This window comes from Psychrobacter sp. van23A, assembly GCF_030845275.1.
GTDB lineage: Bacteria > Pseudomonadota > Gammaproteobacteria > Pseudomonadales > Moraxellaceae > Psychrobacter > Psychrobacter faecalis.
Genome location: NZ_CP132595.1, coordinates 2,243,917 through 2,259,476 on the forward strand (window position 1 = coordinate 2,243,917; position 15,560 = coordinate 2,259,476).

A 15,560-nucleotide genomic window follows, 5' to 3' on the forward strand; every position below is an offset into this window, starting at 1 on the left:
ATGACAGATAAGCAAAATCAAGATTTAGAAGAAATCAGCAAGCATATCGAAGTACTCCTGCACGCTTCAGAAGCGCCTCTGACTGCCAGTATTTTAAAAAAATATCTGTCATTAAACACTAAAGAGCTTACGCAAGCGTTAGCGCTATTACAACAACGTTTAGATACTGGTGTGCTGACCTTACATGAAACGGCTAGCGGCTATCGACTGCAAGTTGCCGACGACTATAGTGCATTAATCCAGCGTGTCTTTCCTCAGCGTCAAGAGCGCCTGAGCCAAGCCCTGCTTGAAACCTTGAGTGTCATCGCCTATAAGCAGCCGGTGACCCGTAGTGACATCGAGCATGTGCGCGGTGTGACGCTATCAAGTAATATCTTGCGTCAACTGTTTGATAAAGGCTGGATTGAAGAGAAAGGTTATAAAGAAACCTTGGGACGCCCTGCATTGCTACATACCACAGCGCAATTTTTAGATGCGTTTGGATTGACCAATTTAGATGAGCTACCGCCACTGCCCGATATGGAAGCCATCAAAGCTTTGTCTTAGTACCAAGTCGTTATTTCCTATTGATTAAAGTAAAATCTGTATATCTTGGACTTATAGCAATAAAAAAGGACAGGCTTTATAAGCGTGTCCTTTTTTTATAGGCTTAATCAGTAAAAGAATTATTGATTAATAATATCAACGCCCTTTGGCGGCGTGAATTTAAACTGACTGCTATTGATACTTGGGTTCATTTTAATACCGCTAAACTTAATCGTCGTGGTCTGTCCTAGCGTATCATTCAGCACCATCATCACAGGTTTGCCACCACTAAAGCTCATCGATAAGCTCTTAAAGCTGGCGCTATCTGATTTTGGATAGAGCACATAGTAGTTTTTATTGGCATAAGGTTGGGTGATTTTAAAGTTTTTATCAATCTTACTTGGGTCACCTGATAACAATAACGCTGGCGTGTTACCTACTTGGCTATCGACATTTTGCTTGGTCGCTTGTTCCAAGTCTTTGTCATAAACCCACATTGAGCTGCCATTCGCTACAATAAGCTGCTCTGACGGTGATTTGGTTTCCCAGCGGAAGTTATTTGGACGCTGAACACTCATGGTGCCACTAAAAGTACCGCTATTCGCACCTTTGGTGGTTTGGCTAAAATTAGCAGACATGCTTTTGGTGTTGCTTAGTAGCTTATTTAAGCGTTTAGCAGCCGTTAAATTATCCGCAGGAGCAGCGCTTGCTGTTTGGGTCAATGCTACCATCGGCGCTGCCACCCCAAGTGCAGTCATCAATACGCCCGTTAAAGCACCGCCCATTAATTTTTGTTTTAAAGTGATCTTTTTAGTAAGTGGCTTTTTCGTTAATACAGTCATTATAAATCCTCTCTCAAATGCAAAGTTGCATAAAAATAATACGTGTTAATTAAATTTTTTGTTTTCAATAAGTGCTTATCTCGCGCCAAAAAATCGACGTCAGTAAACAATGCAGACAGTGTGCCAGTTTTTTTATTACACGCCTAGTCATGATTTGCAATCATTACTACCGCTGCCATACACGCTTGTAACCGATAGCGTTACACGGCATATGGCGCTGTTTATTCTTTACTTTTCGTATAAATGAGCGCCATAAAAAAGCCCTTACTACCAAAGGGTAATAAGGGCTTTTTTAGTCATCGAATTATTGTAGTGAATAACTACATAACCTAGATGGGCAATTATGCGCTTTCAACCATAACATAACGACGGTTGAATTTACCTTTGGTCGCAAACTTTACCACACCGTCATTTAGTGCAAATAAAGTATGGTCACGACCCATGCCAACGCCTTCGCCTGCGTGGAATTCTGTACCACGTTGACGTACGATGATGTTACCAGCTGTGATAGCTTGGCCACCAAAGATTTTAACGCCTAGCATTTTTGGGTTTGAATCACGACCATTACGGCTCGAACCGGCAGCTTTTTTATGTGCCATGAGAAAATCTCCTTGTTAATGTGACTTATCGCTAATGCGACAACTCTTAAGCATTTAGTGCGCTATTTAGCAGTAATTGCTAAGTGAATAATTAGGCATTAATGGCTTTGATTTTTAACAAGGTATACCATTGGCGGTGACCTTGCTCTTTGTGATAATGCTTACGACGGTTGTGCTTGATGATACGGATTTTTTCGCCGCGACCATGCTCAACCACTTCAACTTCTACGCTAGCGCCTTCAACGACAGGCTGACCGATTTTGACAGTTTCACCGTCAACAACCATCAATACGTCTTCAAATTTGATTGTTTCGCCTTTTTCTGCTTTTAGTAATTCAACTTTTAAAAGCTCATCGACCACAACACGGTGCTGTTTACCACCAGTTTTGATTACTGCGTACATTGTCTGACTCCGTTTAACCCGTGTGCCGTGGCTGATATTATATCAACGCTTCAATAACGAACACGACAGGGAAAAATTAAAGGCAAGATTTTACGGCTTTTTGCTCATAAAAGCAAGCCGCGCCTCTTGTTTTTGCAAGGTGGTAATAACAATCATAGCGATTGATATACGTCTCTAAAAAAGCGATAGATTTCACTGGCAAAGGTAGTGACTACCGATGTTAAGATAAACCGCTCTATGTAGATACACTATATCAAACGCGAATGGGTTAAAATCCAACAGCCGCTATTATAGCTTATATAATCAGTAACTTACAGTTTTTTGTAAATATAAACCTTATTAACGACTATTATTAATAAAATATTGCTAATGTAAGTGGCTCATTAAAAAAATCTAACCAGTTAACTTTTAAAAATGATAGAAATCAAAAGGACAACACGTCGCTATATTAAAAGTCCTAACTTACTTTCTGCTATACTTAAATCAACCATTGACCTAAACAGCTATGCTATTATGCGTCAAACGCTAGCCTAACTATTATTTGCTGCAAGCATTATTATAAATAGACCGCTATCTAAACCCATTTTTCATTAGTATGACGACTTATTATGACCAGTAATTCTTTATCGAACGCCGCCGCACCCTCGACCACGCCATTAAACGTTCTAACCAGTACGCCAAGCTCTGCTGATACGCTAAGCTATGCTAATATCCAAAGTATCGTTGCTAACGATTTTGAGATTATGGATAAGCAAGTCTTTGGCAGTTTGAATTCTAAAGTGCAACTGGTAATGAGCGTCTCGCAGCATGTAATCAATGCTGGTGGCAAACGTATGCGCCCGCTGATTACCTTATTGTGCGCCCGTATGTTTAACGACGAGCCATCGCAGCAAGCGATGCATCTGGCGGCGATTACTGAGATGCTGCATACGGCAACCTTGGTACATGATGATGTGATTGATGAGTCAGGTCAACGCCGAGGCAAACCAACGGCTAATGCCACTTGGGACAACGCCACTGCTGTGCTGGTCGGCGACTATTTGATTGCTCGCGCTTTTAATCTGTTGGTTGGTTTTCAAAGCTTGCCGTTATTGCAGGTCTTCTCCGATGGCACCTGTGATATTGCTGAGGGCGAAGTCTTACAGCTACAGCATCAGCATAACCCTGCAGCCACTGAACAAGACTACCTCAATATTATCGATGGCAAAACCTCGCGCTTATTTATGATGGCGACCCAAGGCGCGGCTATTTTGCAAAATAAAACCGAGCACTTGCAAGCATTGGCTGATTTTGGTCAACACTTCGGTAACGCTTTTCAAATCGTCGATGATGTACTCGACTACAGTGGCGATAGTGAAGTGATGGGCAAGAATTTGGGCGATGATTTGGCAGAAGGTAAACCTACATTGCCAACCATCAAGGCGCTTGAATTATTAAAAGACAGCGATAAAGCAGGCTATAAGCAATTACGACTTGCAGTGCAAACGGGTAAAACGCCAAACGCTGAGCAGCTTATCGAGCTCGTCCGTCAGTCAGGTTCGCTTGAATACTGTAAAAAGCGTGCTTTGGAAGAAACCAAACTGGCTCAGCAAGCGCTAAGCAGCTTACCTGACAACCGCTACCGTCAAGGGCTATATCAGCTGACTGAACTTGCCAGCGCGCGGTTAGTGTAAATATTGCTAGCCTATATATTATAGATGCTTAAAAATATTATTAATGCTTAAAACGTTTAGGCATCAATAAAAAAGTATGTGACCATTTAATTTTTAGTTAAGTTGTACTTTATAATAATGAAATAAATAAAATGAGAGAATAAGGTTGCTATACACGCAGCTTTTTCATTACCCATCGCTTTCTTCGTTCAATTGTTCTTATTTTTCCCTGAGATTTTAGCGTTCACACTTAAGTATTGCTAAAACACCGTTTTTCTGTACATGCCATTTTCTACTGTATTTTTATATGGTTTTCTTGCTACTATCTCTGAATCGTATTTAAAAAAACAAAATTTAACAATATTTTGTCGCTGTATTGATTATCAATCTTACAAAGTATTTAGAAGGTTACGCTTGTATTATCAATGTTTGTTAGATATTTATTGAGAAATGAGCTTATCACAAGGTAGATGAAGATTTTTTTGCATCTTGACTGTGGGGTATACCCTATAGTTTATAATCATGCATTACTTTAAATCTGCTTAGCCGATTGTTCTTTGTTTAGTTATTATATTATCTATTTAGTAATGAACTCTAACAGCGGTAAAGACATATTACGTTTCATATTTACTTCGTTAAGATTTATCCATAAACTTTTTAAACTGTAATTATTATATGATATTTATATTGCCGAGGACATTGATGAAGCACTCTACTCTTGCGCTTGTAATAGCATCTGTACTATCTGGCGCTGTATTGGTCGGCTGTGATAAAAATGAGGACGCAGCTGGGGCAGCGGCGCAGCAGCAGATGCCACCTGCCGTCGTCAACGTTCAGACTGTCACTCTAGATACCGTACCGCAAGTACAAACCTTTGCTGGACGTACTGCCGCTTACCAAACCGCCGACGTTCGCCCACAAGTAAACGGGATTATTGATGAGGTGTTGTTCCGTGAAGGCAGCAACGTTAAAAAAGATCAACCTTTATACCGTATCAATACCGATAACTACGCGACGTCTATCACCAGTGGGCAGGCGGCCATTCAACAAGCTGAAGCCAACTATCAGACGGCGTTGGCAAACAATGCCAATGCCAAAGCTGAGCTGGTCAGTCGCCAAGCGTCTTTATCACAAGCACAAAATGACTTAAATCGTTTGCAAGGCTTGATCGAAATTGATGCCATCTCAAAGCAGCAATACGACCAAGCGGTTACCCAAGTTCGTACGGCGCAAGCAGCAGTCGAAAGCGCACGTGCGGCGATTGGACAAACCGAAGCGGGTATTGAGAGTGCTAAAGCTGGCATCCAAACGGCAAAAGCAAACTTACAAGCCAGTACACTAGATCTCAACCGTACTATCGTACGAGCGCCGCTCGCTGGTCGTACTGACCGCTCTAGCGTTACTGCTGGTACCTTGGTTAGCGCCGGACAACCAGATCCTTTAGTGACCATCTCGCGCTTAGATCCTATCTATGTCGATATCAGCCAGTCATCCTCTGAGCTGCTTAAACTACGCCAGCAAATTACTGCTGGTAAAGCACAAGCGGGTATGAATTCGGTTGAGTTGGTATTAGAGGACGGCTCAACGTATCCGGTACGTGGCGAGCTAGCATTATCAGAAGCAAAAGTTGATGAATCAACGGGTGCTGTGACCTTACGTGCAGTCTTCCCTAATAAGAATAATATCTTGTTACCGGGTATGTATGTCAGTGCGCGCTTGACTCAAAGCGTCATCACTAACGCTGCTTTAGTGCCACAAAGTGCCGTTATGCGGACACCGAAAAGCGAAACGCAAGTTTATATCGTTGATGAAAATAACAAAATCCAAGTACGTCCTGTCACTATTAATGGCACCTACAAAGATCAATGGGTCGTCACTGATGGCTTAAAAGCAGGGGATAAAGTGGTGGTGATCGGTGGCTCAAAAGTCAAACCTGAGCAAGAAGTCGTCGCCAAACCTTTAGAAAATCCAAATGCTGCTCCTGCTAAGCCGGGCGCGCCAACTGCTCAAACGCCGCAGCAAGCTGCAAAAGCGATGGATAAGCCAGCTAGTAAAGATACCTCTGCTAAAAAACCAGCAGAATCTACCGCTAACTAATTCCATTCAAAGATAGGAAGACTAGGAATATACTATGTCACGTTTTTTTATTGATCGCCCTATTTTTGCTTGGGTGATGGCTATTTTGGTCATGCTCATCGGGGTAATATCGGTTATCAACCTGCCGATTGAGCAGTATCCACGCATTGCACCGCCAACCATTTCGGTGAGCGCAAGCTATCCTGGTGCGAACGCGCAGACCGTTGAAGATTCAGTGGTTCAGATTATCGAACAACGTATGAAAGGGCTTGATGGCTTGATGTATATGTCATCATCGAGCTCGTCAAATGGTGGCGCATCTGTAACGCTTACCTTTGAAAACGGTACCGATCCTGATACCGCACAGGTACAGGTACAGAACAAACTGCAAGCCGCGATGAGCTCACTCCCTGAGTCCGTACAGCGTCAAGGTGTCAACGTCAATAAATCCTCTAGTAGCTTTTTAATGGTACAAGGGTTTATTTCTGAAGACGGCAGTATGGATAACAGCGATATTGCTGACTATATCAACTCAAACGTCGTTGACCAGCTCAGCCGTGTCGAAGGTGTGGGTGAAGTGCAGGTGTTTGGTTCAGCCTATGCCATGCGTATCTGGCTTGATCCTTCGCTGCTACGTAGTTATAACTTGGTGCCAGCTGATGTGGTCAATGCCGTACGTGCGCAAAACGCGCAGGTGTCTGCTGGCCAATTAGGACAAGCGCCTGCAGATACGGATCGACAGGTTATTAACGCCACGGTTACCGTGCAAAGCTATTTACAAACCCCTGAAGAATTTAAAAATATCTTATTAAAAACCGATACCTCTGGGGCAAAGGTTCGCCTAGGTGATGTTGCAAAAGTTGAAATCGGTAGTGAAAACTATAGTGTGACTGCGCTTTATAATGGGCAGAGTTCCGCTGGTCTCGGTATTTCTTTGGCGGGTGGTGCAAACGCGCTTGAAACTCGTGAAGCCGTTGGCGCTCGTATGGCGGAGCTTGAACAGAATTTCCCAAAAAATCTGACGACCGTTGTTCCTTATGACACCACGCCATTTGTACGTTTGTCTATTGAGCAAGTAGTCAAAACACTAATCGAAGCGATTGTTTTAGTCTTTATCGTCATGTTCATTTTCTTACAAAACTGGCGCGCGACCATTATTCCAACGCTTGCTGTACCCGTGGTATTACTGGGTACTTTTGCCGTCTTATATATCGCTGGCTTTAGTATCAACGTATTGACCATGTTTGCCTTGGTATTGTCCATCGGTCTACTGGTCGATGACGCCATCGTTGTCGTTGAAAACGTTGAGCGTATCTTGGAAGAAGACCCTCATATTTCCATTAAAGACGCGACCATACAATCGATGGGCGAGATTAGTAAAATCGTTGTCGGTATCGCCTTGATTCTATCGGCTGTTTTCGTACCGATGGCCTTCTTTGGTGGCTCAACCGGCGTCATTTATCGTCAGTTCTCCATTACCCTGATTACCGCCATGGTACTGTCAGCATTAGTGGCGCTTATCTTTACCCCTGCCCTATGTGTGACCTTGCTGAAACGTAGTAAAAGCCACGAGAAAGGAACTACTGAAGAGCAAAAAGGTTTCTTCGGTTGGTTTAACCGCTCTTTTTATAAAGTCAGCCGTAAGTATGAAAACTCTGTCGGTAAAAGCTTTAAATTTAAGTGGTTATACTTAATCGGTTATGCCGCCATTATTGGCGTCATGGCCGTGGTATTCTTACGTATTCCGGGCTCGTTTTTACCCGAGGAAGACCAAGGTATTATGTTTACCTTAGTACAGCTTCCTGCTGGGGCGACGCTTGATGAAACGGAAGCAGTACTAGAAAAAGTCACCAACTATTATGAAACCCAAGAAAAAGACAACGTGGCGTCTGTGTTCTCTGTGGCAGGCTTTAGTTTCGCCGGTCAAGGTCAAAATATGGGTCTGGCTTTCGTACGTTTGACAGACTGGGCGGAGCGAAGCGGCGATGAAAATACCGCACAAGCGGTCGCTGGTCGAGCGATGGGTTATTTCTTTACCCAGTTAAATGAAGCGCAAGTCTTTGCGATTGTACCGCCCGCTATTACCGAACTAGGTAACGCCAGTGGTTTTGATTTGATGATTCAAGATACGGGTAACGTCGGTCATGAAGGCTTACTGGAAGCACGTAATATGCTGCTCGGTATGGCTGCGCAAAACGATCAAGTAACAGGCGTGCGTCCAAACGGTCAAGAAGATGCGCCGCAGTTAAAAATTAATATCAATCAAGAACAAGCCGCTGCTTATGGGCTGTCATTGGCTAATATTAATAGCGTCATTTCTACCGCTTGGGGTTCAAGCTATATCAATGACTTCGTTGACCGTGGTCGTATTAAGCGCGTGTTTGTCCAAGGCGAGCCAAGCAGTCGTACCAATCCTGATGATATCGGCAAATGGTATGTACGTAATGATTCCGGTGAAATGATTCCATTTGATGCGTTCTCAAGCAGTGAATGGCAATCAGGCTCGCCGCGTCTGACCCGTTATAACAGCTTACCGTCAATGAATATCCAAGGTAGCGCCGCCCCTGGTCTTAGTACGGGTGAAGCGATGAGCTCGATGGAAGCGATGATGCAAAAGCTACCTGAAGGTATCGGCTACGAGTGGACGGGTATGTCACTTGAAGAGCAAAAGTCAGGTGCCCAAGCGCCGATGCTTTATGCCCTGTCGATCTTGGTGGTATTCTTATGTCTCGCCGCTCTATATGAAAGCTGGTCTATCCCCTTCTCTGTACTATTGGTTATCCCGCTTGGGGTACTAGGTGCGGTGATATTTACCTGGCTACGCGGCTTTAATAACGATATCTACTTGCAAGTTGGTCTACTAACGGTCGTTGGTCTATCAGCCAAAAACGCTATCTTGATTATTGAGTTTGCAAAAGAGCATCAAGAAGAAGGTAATACGCTAAAAGAAGCGGTTATGATAGCGGCGCGTCAACGTCTGCGTCCAATTATCATGACCTCACTTGCGTTTGGACTTGGTGTTGTGCCATTATTCATCGCCACAGGTCCGGGCTCAGGCAGTCAAAACGCCATTGGTACCAGCGTGGTAGGTGGTGTTGTCACCGCGACGTTATTAGGTATCTTCTTTATTCCAATGTTCTTTATTTGGGTACGTAGTTTATTCCCTTACAAATATGAGAATAATAAACCCAACAATAAAGATGACGGTGATGACGGCACACCTGGCCCGCAAAACCCAACGCCTTCTGACCCAATGCCTTCTGATAGTTATCAGCCTGCAAGCTTTGGAGATAATATACAATGAGTGCTCAAAAAAACTTTACCTTAAACTCAGCAGCGGTAGCTACTATAGCTACCACTGCCCAACCAGCGCTAGCAGTACTGCGTAAAAATGGCGGTCGCCTCATTGGCCTCACCGCCTTAGCACTGAGCATGGCTGCTTGTAACACCATTCCAAAAGCAGATATGCGTCCTGTGCTTGCTGAACCAAACGTGCCTATCGAACAAACCTATGGCGCGTTCGACAAAGAAACCGTCAGCAGCGCCAATCAAGCCAGTATTGCCGCGCAGCGCTGGCAGGAGTTTTATAGCGACGAGCGCTTAAAAGGTCTGATTGCCTTAGGCTTAGAGAACAACAAAGACTTTGAAAGTGCACGTCTAGCCATTGAGAAAGCACGCGCGCAATATCAAATTACCGATATCAATGACCTGCCTAGAATTGATGGTAGCGGTGGTTATACGCGTCAAGCGCAAAACAGAACGGATAAAAACCCTAACAGCTCATATAATGTCAATCTTGGCTTGGCCAACTATGAGTTAGATTTTTGGGGTAAAATCGCCAGCTTAAAAGAGCAGGCGTTACAGAACTTCTTAGCGACTACGGCAGCGAAAGACACCACCCAAATCAGCTTGATTAGTAATATTGCTCAAAGCTATGCCAATTTGAGCTATAGCCTTGCGCAGTTAAAACTGGCTGAAGCGACGGTCGAAAGCCGTGAGAAGTCTCTATTTATCGCTGATAAACGCTTTGAAGCGGGTATAGATCCCAAACTGCCGTCTTTGCAAGCCAGTGCATCACTAGAGAATGCCAGACTTGCCGTTTTACAGGCGCAAAGCAGTATTTTAAGATCGCGTAATGCGCTGCAGTTTTTGGTCGGTGGCCCCATTCCAACCAATCTTATTCCAGCGCCTGCAGTTAGCAATATCACAAGCCAGCAGATATTTAGCGCCGGCTTACCAAGTGAATTGCTGCGCTATCGCCCTGATGTATTGGAAGCAGAGTACAATCTAAAAGCGGCGGGTGCCAATATCGAAGTAGCACGCGCCTCTTACTTCCCATCTATCAGCTTAGCCAGTAGCGTGGGCTTGAGTAGTGGCAGTTTAGATGATTTATTTAAGAGTGGTTCGGTTGGCTGGTCATTTGGTCCAAGCATTAGCGTACCTATTTTTGATGCCGGCCGCTTAGATGCCAATTATGATGTGGCGAAAATTGAGCGCGAACAGACGCTAGCAAACTACGAGCGCTCTATTCAAACCGCGTTCCGTGAAGTATCGGACGTCCTAGCGACACGCGCGACATTGGGCGACCAGTTGGCCGCCCAGTACCGTCTGCAAGATAACTTTGAACAAACGTATCAGATTGCCGATGCGCGCTTTAAAGCGGGTATTGCCAACTACCTAGATGTACTCGATGCGCAGCGTTCGCTATTTTCAACGCAACAAGGTATCTTGGACTTAGAGCTACAAAAAATCATCAGCCAAATCGAGCTTTATCAAGTGCTAGGTGGCGGTGCCAACCTTGATGTACCAACGGTCATTCCTGTACCGCATAAAAACTTAGTGCAATTGGTCAATCTACCGGCCAATAGCAATAAAGCCAAAGCGGTCGATGCTATCGAAGCTGCCAGCTCAGCTCGCGTGGCTTCTGCACAAGAAGCGCAAGCGATTAAGCAGGCACAGCCAATAGAGAAAGCAACTTTTAACCCAACGGCTGTTGTCGATGTCAATAATGATGGCAAGACAGACGCTGCTGTCGGCGTGGTCACTGAAAAGACCACTACGAAAGAGGCCAATGTTGAGCAAGTACCGGTCACGCAGATTAATGAGCGTTAAGTAGCTCTAAAGGTTGTGGGAAAATTTTCCTCACCTTGATAGTCGATATCTACAATCAGCCCTACCGACTTGGTAGGGCTTTTTGCTTTCGATAGTCACTATTGGTTATAGTAGTGCCAGTTATCGCGCAAAATTATACTAACAACCTTTTTATTCTCTTAATGATACCAATCTTATAAAAACCAGTCTTTAAAACAGCTGTTTCCATGAAGCTGATAAATAACCATGCTTAAAATCAAATAAGGAAACCTCATGACTTATACTTTTAACCGTCAATTCCCTGAAACCCGCTTGCGTCGCTTGCGTTATAACGATAATGTCCGCGCGATGATTCGTGAAGTTGAGCTGCATCCTAAGCATTTTATCGCCCCTGTTTTTGTCTTAGAGGGCGAAAACAAGCGTGAAGCAATCGCTAGCATGCCAGGCGTTGAGCGCCTATCGATTGATCTGTTGATTAATTATGCCAAAGAATTATTAGCAGAGGGCGTCACCACTATCGATATCTTTCCTGTCATTGATAATTCATTAAAAACGCCTGATGGCAAATCGGCTTATGATGAAAATGGCTTAAGCGCGCGCGCCGTCAAAGCGGTCAAAGATGCCGTGCCAGAAATGGTGGTAATGACTGATGTGGCGCTAGACCCTTATACCTCTCACGGTCAAGACGGTCTGCTCGATGACAGCGGCTATGTGGTCAATGATGAAACCGTCGAAGTCTTGGTCAAGCAAGCACTCGTCCACGCTCGCGCAGGCGCTGATATCATCTCGCCAAGTGATATGATGGATGGCCGTATCAAAGCTATGCGTGATGCCTTTGAAGCTGAAGGCTTTGTCAACACCGCTATCATGGCCTATTCTGCCAAATATGCTTCTGCTTACTACGGTCCGTTCCGTGATGCCGTTGGTAGCGCCGGCAACTTAAAAGGTGGGCATAAAAAGCAGTATCAAATGGACTTTGGCAACCGCGCCGAAGCGCTGCACGAAGTTGCCATGGATATCAATGAGGGTGCTGATATGGTGATGATTAAACCGGGTCAGCCATATTTAGACCTGATTCGTGAAGTTAAAAACACCTTTGGCGTACCAACCTTTGCGTATCAAGTGTCTGGTGAATACGCCATGCATATGGCTGCTATTCAGAACGGCTGGCTGACCGATGCGGTGATTTTGGAATCCTTGATTGGTTTCCGTCGTGCGGGCGCTGATGGGATTTTGACGTATTTCGCCCTAGAAGCGGCTCGTCAGTTGAATAACGCTTAATATAAATTAAATCGCTTTATACAAAGAACCGCGCCAGCTTCTATAGAAGCTGGCGCGGTTTTTTCTTAGCTTAATTTAAAAAGCTCAATAAAAGCTAGAAATGCGTACGGTCATGAGGTTCGTTAAAGTCAAGCAGCGGACCGACGGGGATAATACGCGTGGGATTGATGTTGGCGTGACTGGTATAATAATGCGCCTTGATATGCTCGATACTGACCGTCTCGGCGATACCGGGCACCTGATATAAATCACGCAGATAGCCCCAAAGGTTGGGATAATCAACAATACGGCGGATATTACATTTAAAATGCCCAACATATACTGCATCAAACCGTACTAGCGTGGTGAATAAACGCCAATCGGCTTCAGTAATCGTATCACCGAGCAAGTAACGTTGGTCAGCTAAGCGCACCTCTAGCGTATCAAGCGCGTCAAATAGCATCACTACTGCTTCTTTATAGGCAGCTTCGGTCGTGGCAAACCCTGCTTTATACACGCCGTTATTGACCGCTGAATACACGAATTCATTAATCGTATCGATTTCTGCAAGCAACGCTTTTGGTAAAAAATTAACGTCCGTCGCCCCTACTTCATCGAAAGCAGAATTTAACATCCGAATAATCTCAGACGATTCATTACTAACGATGGTATTGGTTTTTTTATCCCATAATATTGGCACTGTGACGCGTCCAGTATAGTTGGGCTTAGCCGCTACATACACCTCATACAAATAGCTGGCATTGACAATCGGATCGGCAATCACGCCAGCACCTTCTGCAAACGTCCAACCTTTATCGCCCATAAAGGGATGCACGACAGACAGCGAAATCATATCTTCCAAGCCTTTGAGCTTGCGATAAATCGTGGTGCGGTGCGCCCACGGACAAGCAAGCGACACATATAAATGATAGCGATTGGCTTCGGCCTTAAAGCCACCCACGCCGGTTGGGCCTGCGCTACCGTCCGCTGTTACCCAGTTTCTAAAACCAGCATCTTCGCGTACGAAGCGTCCACCGCTCGCCTCGGTGTCATACCACTTATCTTGCCATTGACCATCGACCAATAAGCCCATGTTTTGCTCCTATTTATTTTAGTTTTAAATGAATGGATACTAAAAACGACTGCTAGCAAACAATCAGCATTAAATAACTGTCATCGTTATTAGTTTTAAGAGTTATAGTAACATTTCTATGTTGCCTAGCCCTAAAGCTTTGTTCGTCTCTCAAACAAAGCTTAATGACTAGCAGGTCTGGCGGAACAACAATGAGCAAGCGTTGGTGCCACCATACTTTATCAAAGATTAAGATAATGTAAGTCTCTTTCAAACAGCATTAAATACCAGTTATTTTGAACTGAGCTATTATTAGTTTTACGGGGTATTGCCGCAGTTTGCATTTTAGGGGCTGTAATAAAGCAGATTACTAGTTTAAACATCTCGACTACTCATACTATCAGTCATTTAAGATACTTTAGAATTTGATGGAATAGGATTTTATAGTGACCAGTGTTTTAGAGCTATTGCACACCATCCCGAATTGGCACTTGGCAGGCTTGTTTGTCGCTGGCATGGTCGCTTTTATCATCTCTACGGTGTCTGGCGGCGGCGGGGCCATGCTATTGATACCTGTCACCTCTTCAATGATAGGAACAGCCGTTACGCCTCCCGTGATCAATTTGGCCACGCTTATTAGCAATGCCTCACGGCTCTATCTATTTTGGCATGACATCGATTGGTCCTTGACCAGATACTATGTTCCTAGTGCCATTGTAGGGGTATGGCTTGCCGCCTTGGTATTTAGCCGCTTGGATGCAGGGTGGATTCAGTTATTGGTTGGCGTATTTTTGGTATCGACCATCTTCCAATATAGGTTCGGTAAAGTCGATAAAACCTTTGATATGCCAAAATTCGGCTTTATACCTTTGGGTTTTGTCATTGCTTTTATGAGTACTTTGGTCGGTGGTCTCGGCCCTATACTCAACCCTTTTTATATGAATGCTGGGCTAGAAAAAGAAAACCTGATTGCTACTAAAACTGCCAACTCCTTTTTTGTGGGTATCATGCAAATCGGCGGCTACGCTTTCTTTGGCGTATTCCCTGCCAGACTTTGGCTATATGGACTGGTACTAGGGTTAGGCGCGGTCGTCGGCAATATCATTGGTAAGCATTTTTTAGCGGGAATGACGATTAGTCAGTTTAGAATAATGCTACTCATACTCATGGTTATTAGTGGGCTGATAATGATAATAAGAAACGTCAATGTGCTGTTTTAATAAGTCATTTGGTTTTATTGACGGTCTATCATAATGATTAAATGATATTGATTTCATAACTAAATTTCCCTGCCAGTCCATATGACTCTCTATACTCGATAGGGTCACCCTCTAAATTTTTGGCAATACGGCATACTTTAACCAAACTTTCTTGTTTATTATTGCCTAAATAAGGGTCTATATGATTGGTTATAAAAAATAGAGTCTCGACGGCAGACGACACAAACTGTCCACATTTTGTATAATAAAAAGGATAAAGAAGATTCTCAAAATCTTCAGGCGCCAAGTTGGTAAAGGCTTCGTAACAGCTTTTAGGAAGCCATATCTTTTCACTCAGTAAGACTTTGTCTTCGACGATACGAACCCGCTCTATATAAATGAGCGCTTCATGTTCATCTATATCTAATTTTTGGTTAATATCATCAATCGCGTCTATCACTGAGATTTTTTTAATTATTCCTGTTGGCGTGACATAACCAGATTCTTTATCACGAAATTTAAAAAATCTTAATAATGAGCTATTAAAATCTGGACGCTTTAAAAACGTCCCTCTGCCCTGCTGTTTTATTAAAACCCCTTCCTCCACCAGTTTTTCAACCGCTTTACGCACGGTGCCTACCGATACCTGATATTTATCAGCAAACTCTTGCTCGCTAGGTAAAGGTGTGTTTTCATCCCACTTGCTCTCTGTCAGTAAGGTTTGTATGTGCCATCTTACCTGCTCATATCGTGGCATTTTAAAGTTTTTGAAATTGTCTATCATTGTTTCACCGTCATGGAAAATTTTTAATAACTCGATTTTTTTAAGCGACATTATTGC

General features: G+C 43.8%; 12 protein-coding genes. 7 read left to right on the plus strand and 5 right to left on the minus strand.

Going from position 1 to position 15,560, the window contains the following annotated elements:
• Nucleotides 1-546 carry an SMC-Scp complex subunit ScpB gene (gene scpB, locus RAH45_RS09475; protein WP_191689741.1) on the plus strand — a complete coding sequence of 182 codons (546 nt, stop codon included), beginning with the start codon at nucleotides 1-3 and terminating at the stop codon, nucleotides 544-546.
• Between the two features lie 119 nt (nucleotides 547-665).
• Here the strand turns inward: scpB and lolA are convergent, their stop codons facing one another.
• The 3 genes from lolA to rplU all read right to left on the minus strand — a co-directional run bounded on the left by lolA (nucleotide 666) and on the right by rplU (nucleotide 2,369).
• Nucleotides 666-1,367, minus strand: coding sequence for an outer membrane lipoprotein periplasmic chaperone LolA (gene lolA / locus RAH45_RS09480; RefSeq protein ID WP_198328735.1), 702 nt, complete (start codon nucleotides 1,365-1,367; stop codon nucleotides 666-668).
• Between the two features lie 341 nt (nucleotides 1,368-1,708).
• Entirely contained in the window at nucleotides 1,709-1,966 is a 258-nt protein-coding gene (gene rpmA, locus RAH45_RS09485; protein WP_055123782.1) for a 50S ribosomal protein L27, read from the minus strand.
• Between the two features lie 91 nt (nucleotides 1,967-2,057).
• Nucleotides 2,058-2,369, minus strand: a complete 312-nt coding sequence (rplU, locus tag RAH45_RS09490; RefSeq protein ID WP_144297745.1) for a 50S ribosomal protein L21 — start codon at nucleotides 2,367-2,369, stop codon at nucleotides 2,058-2,060.
• A 743-nt stretch (nucleotides 2,370-3,112) separates the two neighbouring features.
• On the opposite strand from rplU, the gene RAH45_RS09495 reads away from it, so the two are divergent.
• The 5 genes from RAH45_RS09495 to hemB all read left to right on the plus strand — a co-directional run bounded on the left by RAH45_RS09495 (nucleotide 3,113) and on the right by hemB (nucleotide 12,469).
• Nucleotides 3,113-4,042, plus strand: coding sequence for a polyprenyl synthetase family protein (locus tag RAH45_RS09495; protein ID WP_198328746.1), 930 nt, complete (start codon nucleotides 3,113-3,115; stop codon nucleotides 4,040-4,042).
• Between the two features lie 681 nt (nucleotides 4,043-4,723).
• Entirely contained in the window at nucleotides 4,724-6,118 is a 1,395-nt protein-coding gene (locus RAH45_RS09500) for an efflux RND transporter periplasmic adaptor subunit (protein WP_306495209.1), read from the plus strand.
• Nucleotides 6,119-6,152: 34 nt separating this feature from the next.
• Nucleotides 6,153-9,401, plus strand: coding sequence for an efflux RND transporter permease subunit (locus tag RAH45_RS09505; protein ID WP_306495210.1), 3,249 nt, complete (start codon nucleotides 6,153-6,155; stop codon nucleotides 9,399-9,401).
• Nucleotides 9,398-11,209: an efflux transporter outer membrane subunit gene (locus RAH45_RS09510; protein WP_306495211.1), complete on the plus strand. Its 1,812-nt coding sequence runs from the start codon at nucleotides 9,398-9,400 to the stop codon at nucleotides 11,207-11,209. Before RAH45_RS09505 ends, RAH45_RS09510 begins: the two co-directional genes overlap by 4 nt.
• 252 nt (nucleotides 11,210-11,461) lie before the next feature.
• Nucleotides 11,462-12,469, plus strand: coding sequence for a porphobilinogen synthase (gene hemB, locus RAH45_RS09515; protein WP_102076928.1), 1,008 nt, complete (start codon nucleotides 11,462-11,464; stop codon nucleotides 12,467-12,469).
• Nucleotides 12,470-12,563: 94 nt separating this feature from the next.
• Here hemB and RAH45_RS09520 read toward each other — a convergent pair whose 3' ends face one another.
• The gene (locus RAH45_RS09520; protein WP_306495212.1) at nucleotides 12,564-13,541 is read right to left on the minus strand and encodes a glutathione S-transferase family protein; all 978 of its coding nucleotides are present in this window, start codon (nucleotides 13,539-13,541) and stop codon (nucleotides 12,564-12,566) included.
• Between the two features lie 425 nt (nucleotides 13,542-13,966).
• Between RAH45_RS09520 and RAH45_RS09525 the strand changes: the two genes are divergently transcribed.
• Nucleotides 13,967-14,740 carry a sulfite exporter TauE/SafE family protein gene (locus RAH45_RS09525; protein ID WP_238060311.1) on the plus strand — a complete coding sequence of 258 codons (774 nt, stop codon included), beginning with the start codon at nucleotides 13,967-13,969 and terminating at the stop codon, nucleotides 14,738-14,740.
• Between the two features lie 37 nt (nucleotides 14,741-14,777).
• Here the strand turns inward: RAH45_RS09525 and RAH45_RS09530 are convergent, their stop codons facing one another.
• A complete protein-coding gene (locus tag RAH45_RS09530; RefSeq protein ID WP_238060313.1) occupies nucleotides 14,778-15,503 on the minus strand; it encodes a GntR family transcriptional regulator in 726 nt (241 codons plus the stop codon).
• Nucleotides 15,504-15,560 lie beyond the last annotated feature (57 nt).

Excerpts from the sequence above, each read along its gene's own strand:
- scpB (WP_191689741.1), top strand. The coding sequence starts at position 1 with ATGACAGATAAGCAAAATCAAGATTTAGAAGAAATCAGCAAGCATATC.
- lolA (WP_198328735.1), bottom strand. The coding sequence starts at position 1,367 with ATGACTGTATTAACGAAAAAGCCACTTACTAAAAAGATCACTTTAAAA.
- rpmA (WP_055123782.1), bottom strand. The coding sequence starts at position 1,966 with ATGGCACATAAAAAAGCTGCCGGTTCGAGCCGTAATGGTCGTGATTCA.
- rplU (WP_144297745.1), bottom strand. The coding sequence starts at position 2,369 with ATGTACGCAGTAATCAAAACTGGTGGTAAACAGCACCGTGTTGTGGTC.
- RAH45_RS09495 (WP_198328746.1), top strand. The coding sequence starts at position 3,113 with ATGGATAAGCAAGTCTTTGGCAGTTTGAATTCTAAAGTGCAACTGGTA.
- RAH45_RS09500 (WP_306495209.1), top strand. The coding sequence starts at position 4,724 with ATGAAGCACTCTACTCTTGCGCTTGTAATAGCATCTGTACTATCTGGC.
- RAH45_RS09505 (WP_306495210.1), top strand. The coding sequence starts at position 6,153 with ATGTCACGTTTTTTTATTGATCGCCCTATTTTTGCTTGGGTGATGGCT.
- RAH45_RS09510 (WP_306495211.1), top strand. The coding sequence starts at position 9,398 with ATGAGTGCTCAAAAAAACTTTACCTTAAACTCAGCAGCGGTAGCTACT.
- hemB (WP_102076928.1), top strand. The coding sequence starts at position 11,462 with ATGACTTATACTTTTAACCGTCAATTCCCTGAAACCCGCTTGCGTCGC.
- RAH45_RS09520 (WP_306495212.1), bottom strand. The coding sequence starts at position 13,541 with ATGGGCTTATTGGTCGATGGTCAATGGCAAGATAAGTGGTATGACACC.
- RAH45_RS09530 (WP_238060313.1), bottom strand. The coding sequence starts at position 15,503 with ATGATAGACAATTTCAAAAACTTTAAAATGCCACGATATGAGCAGGTA.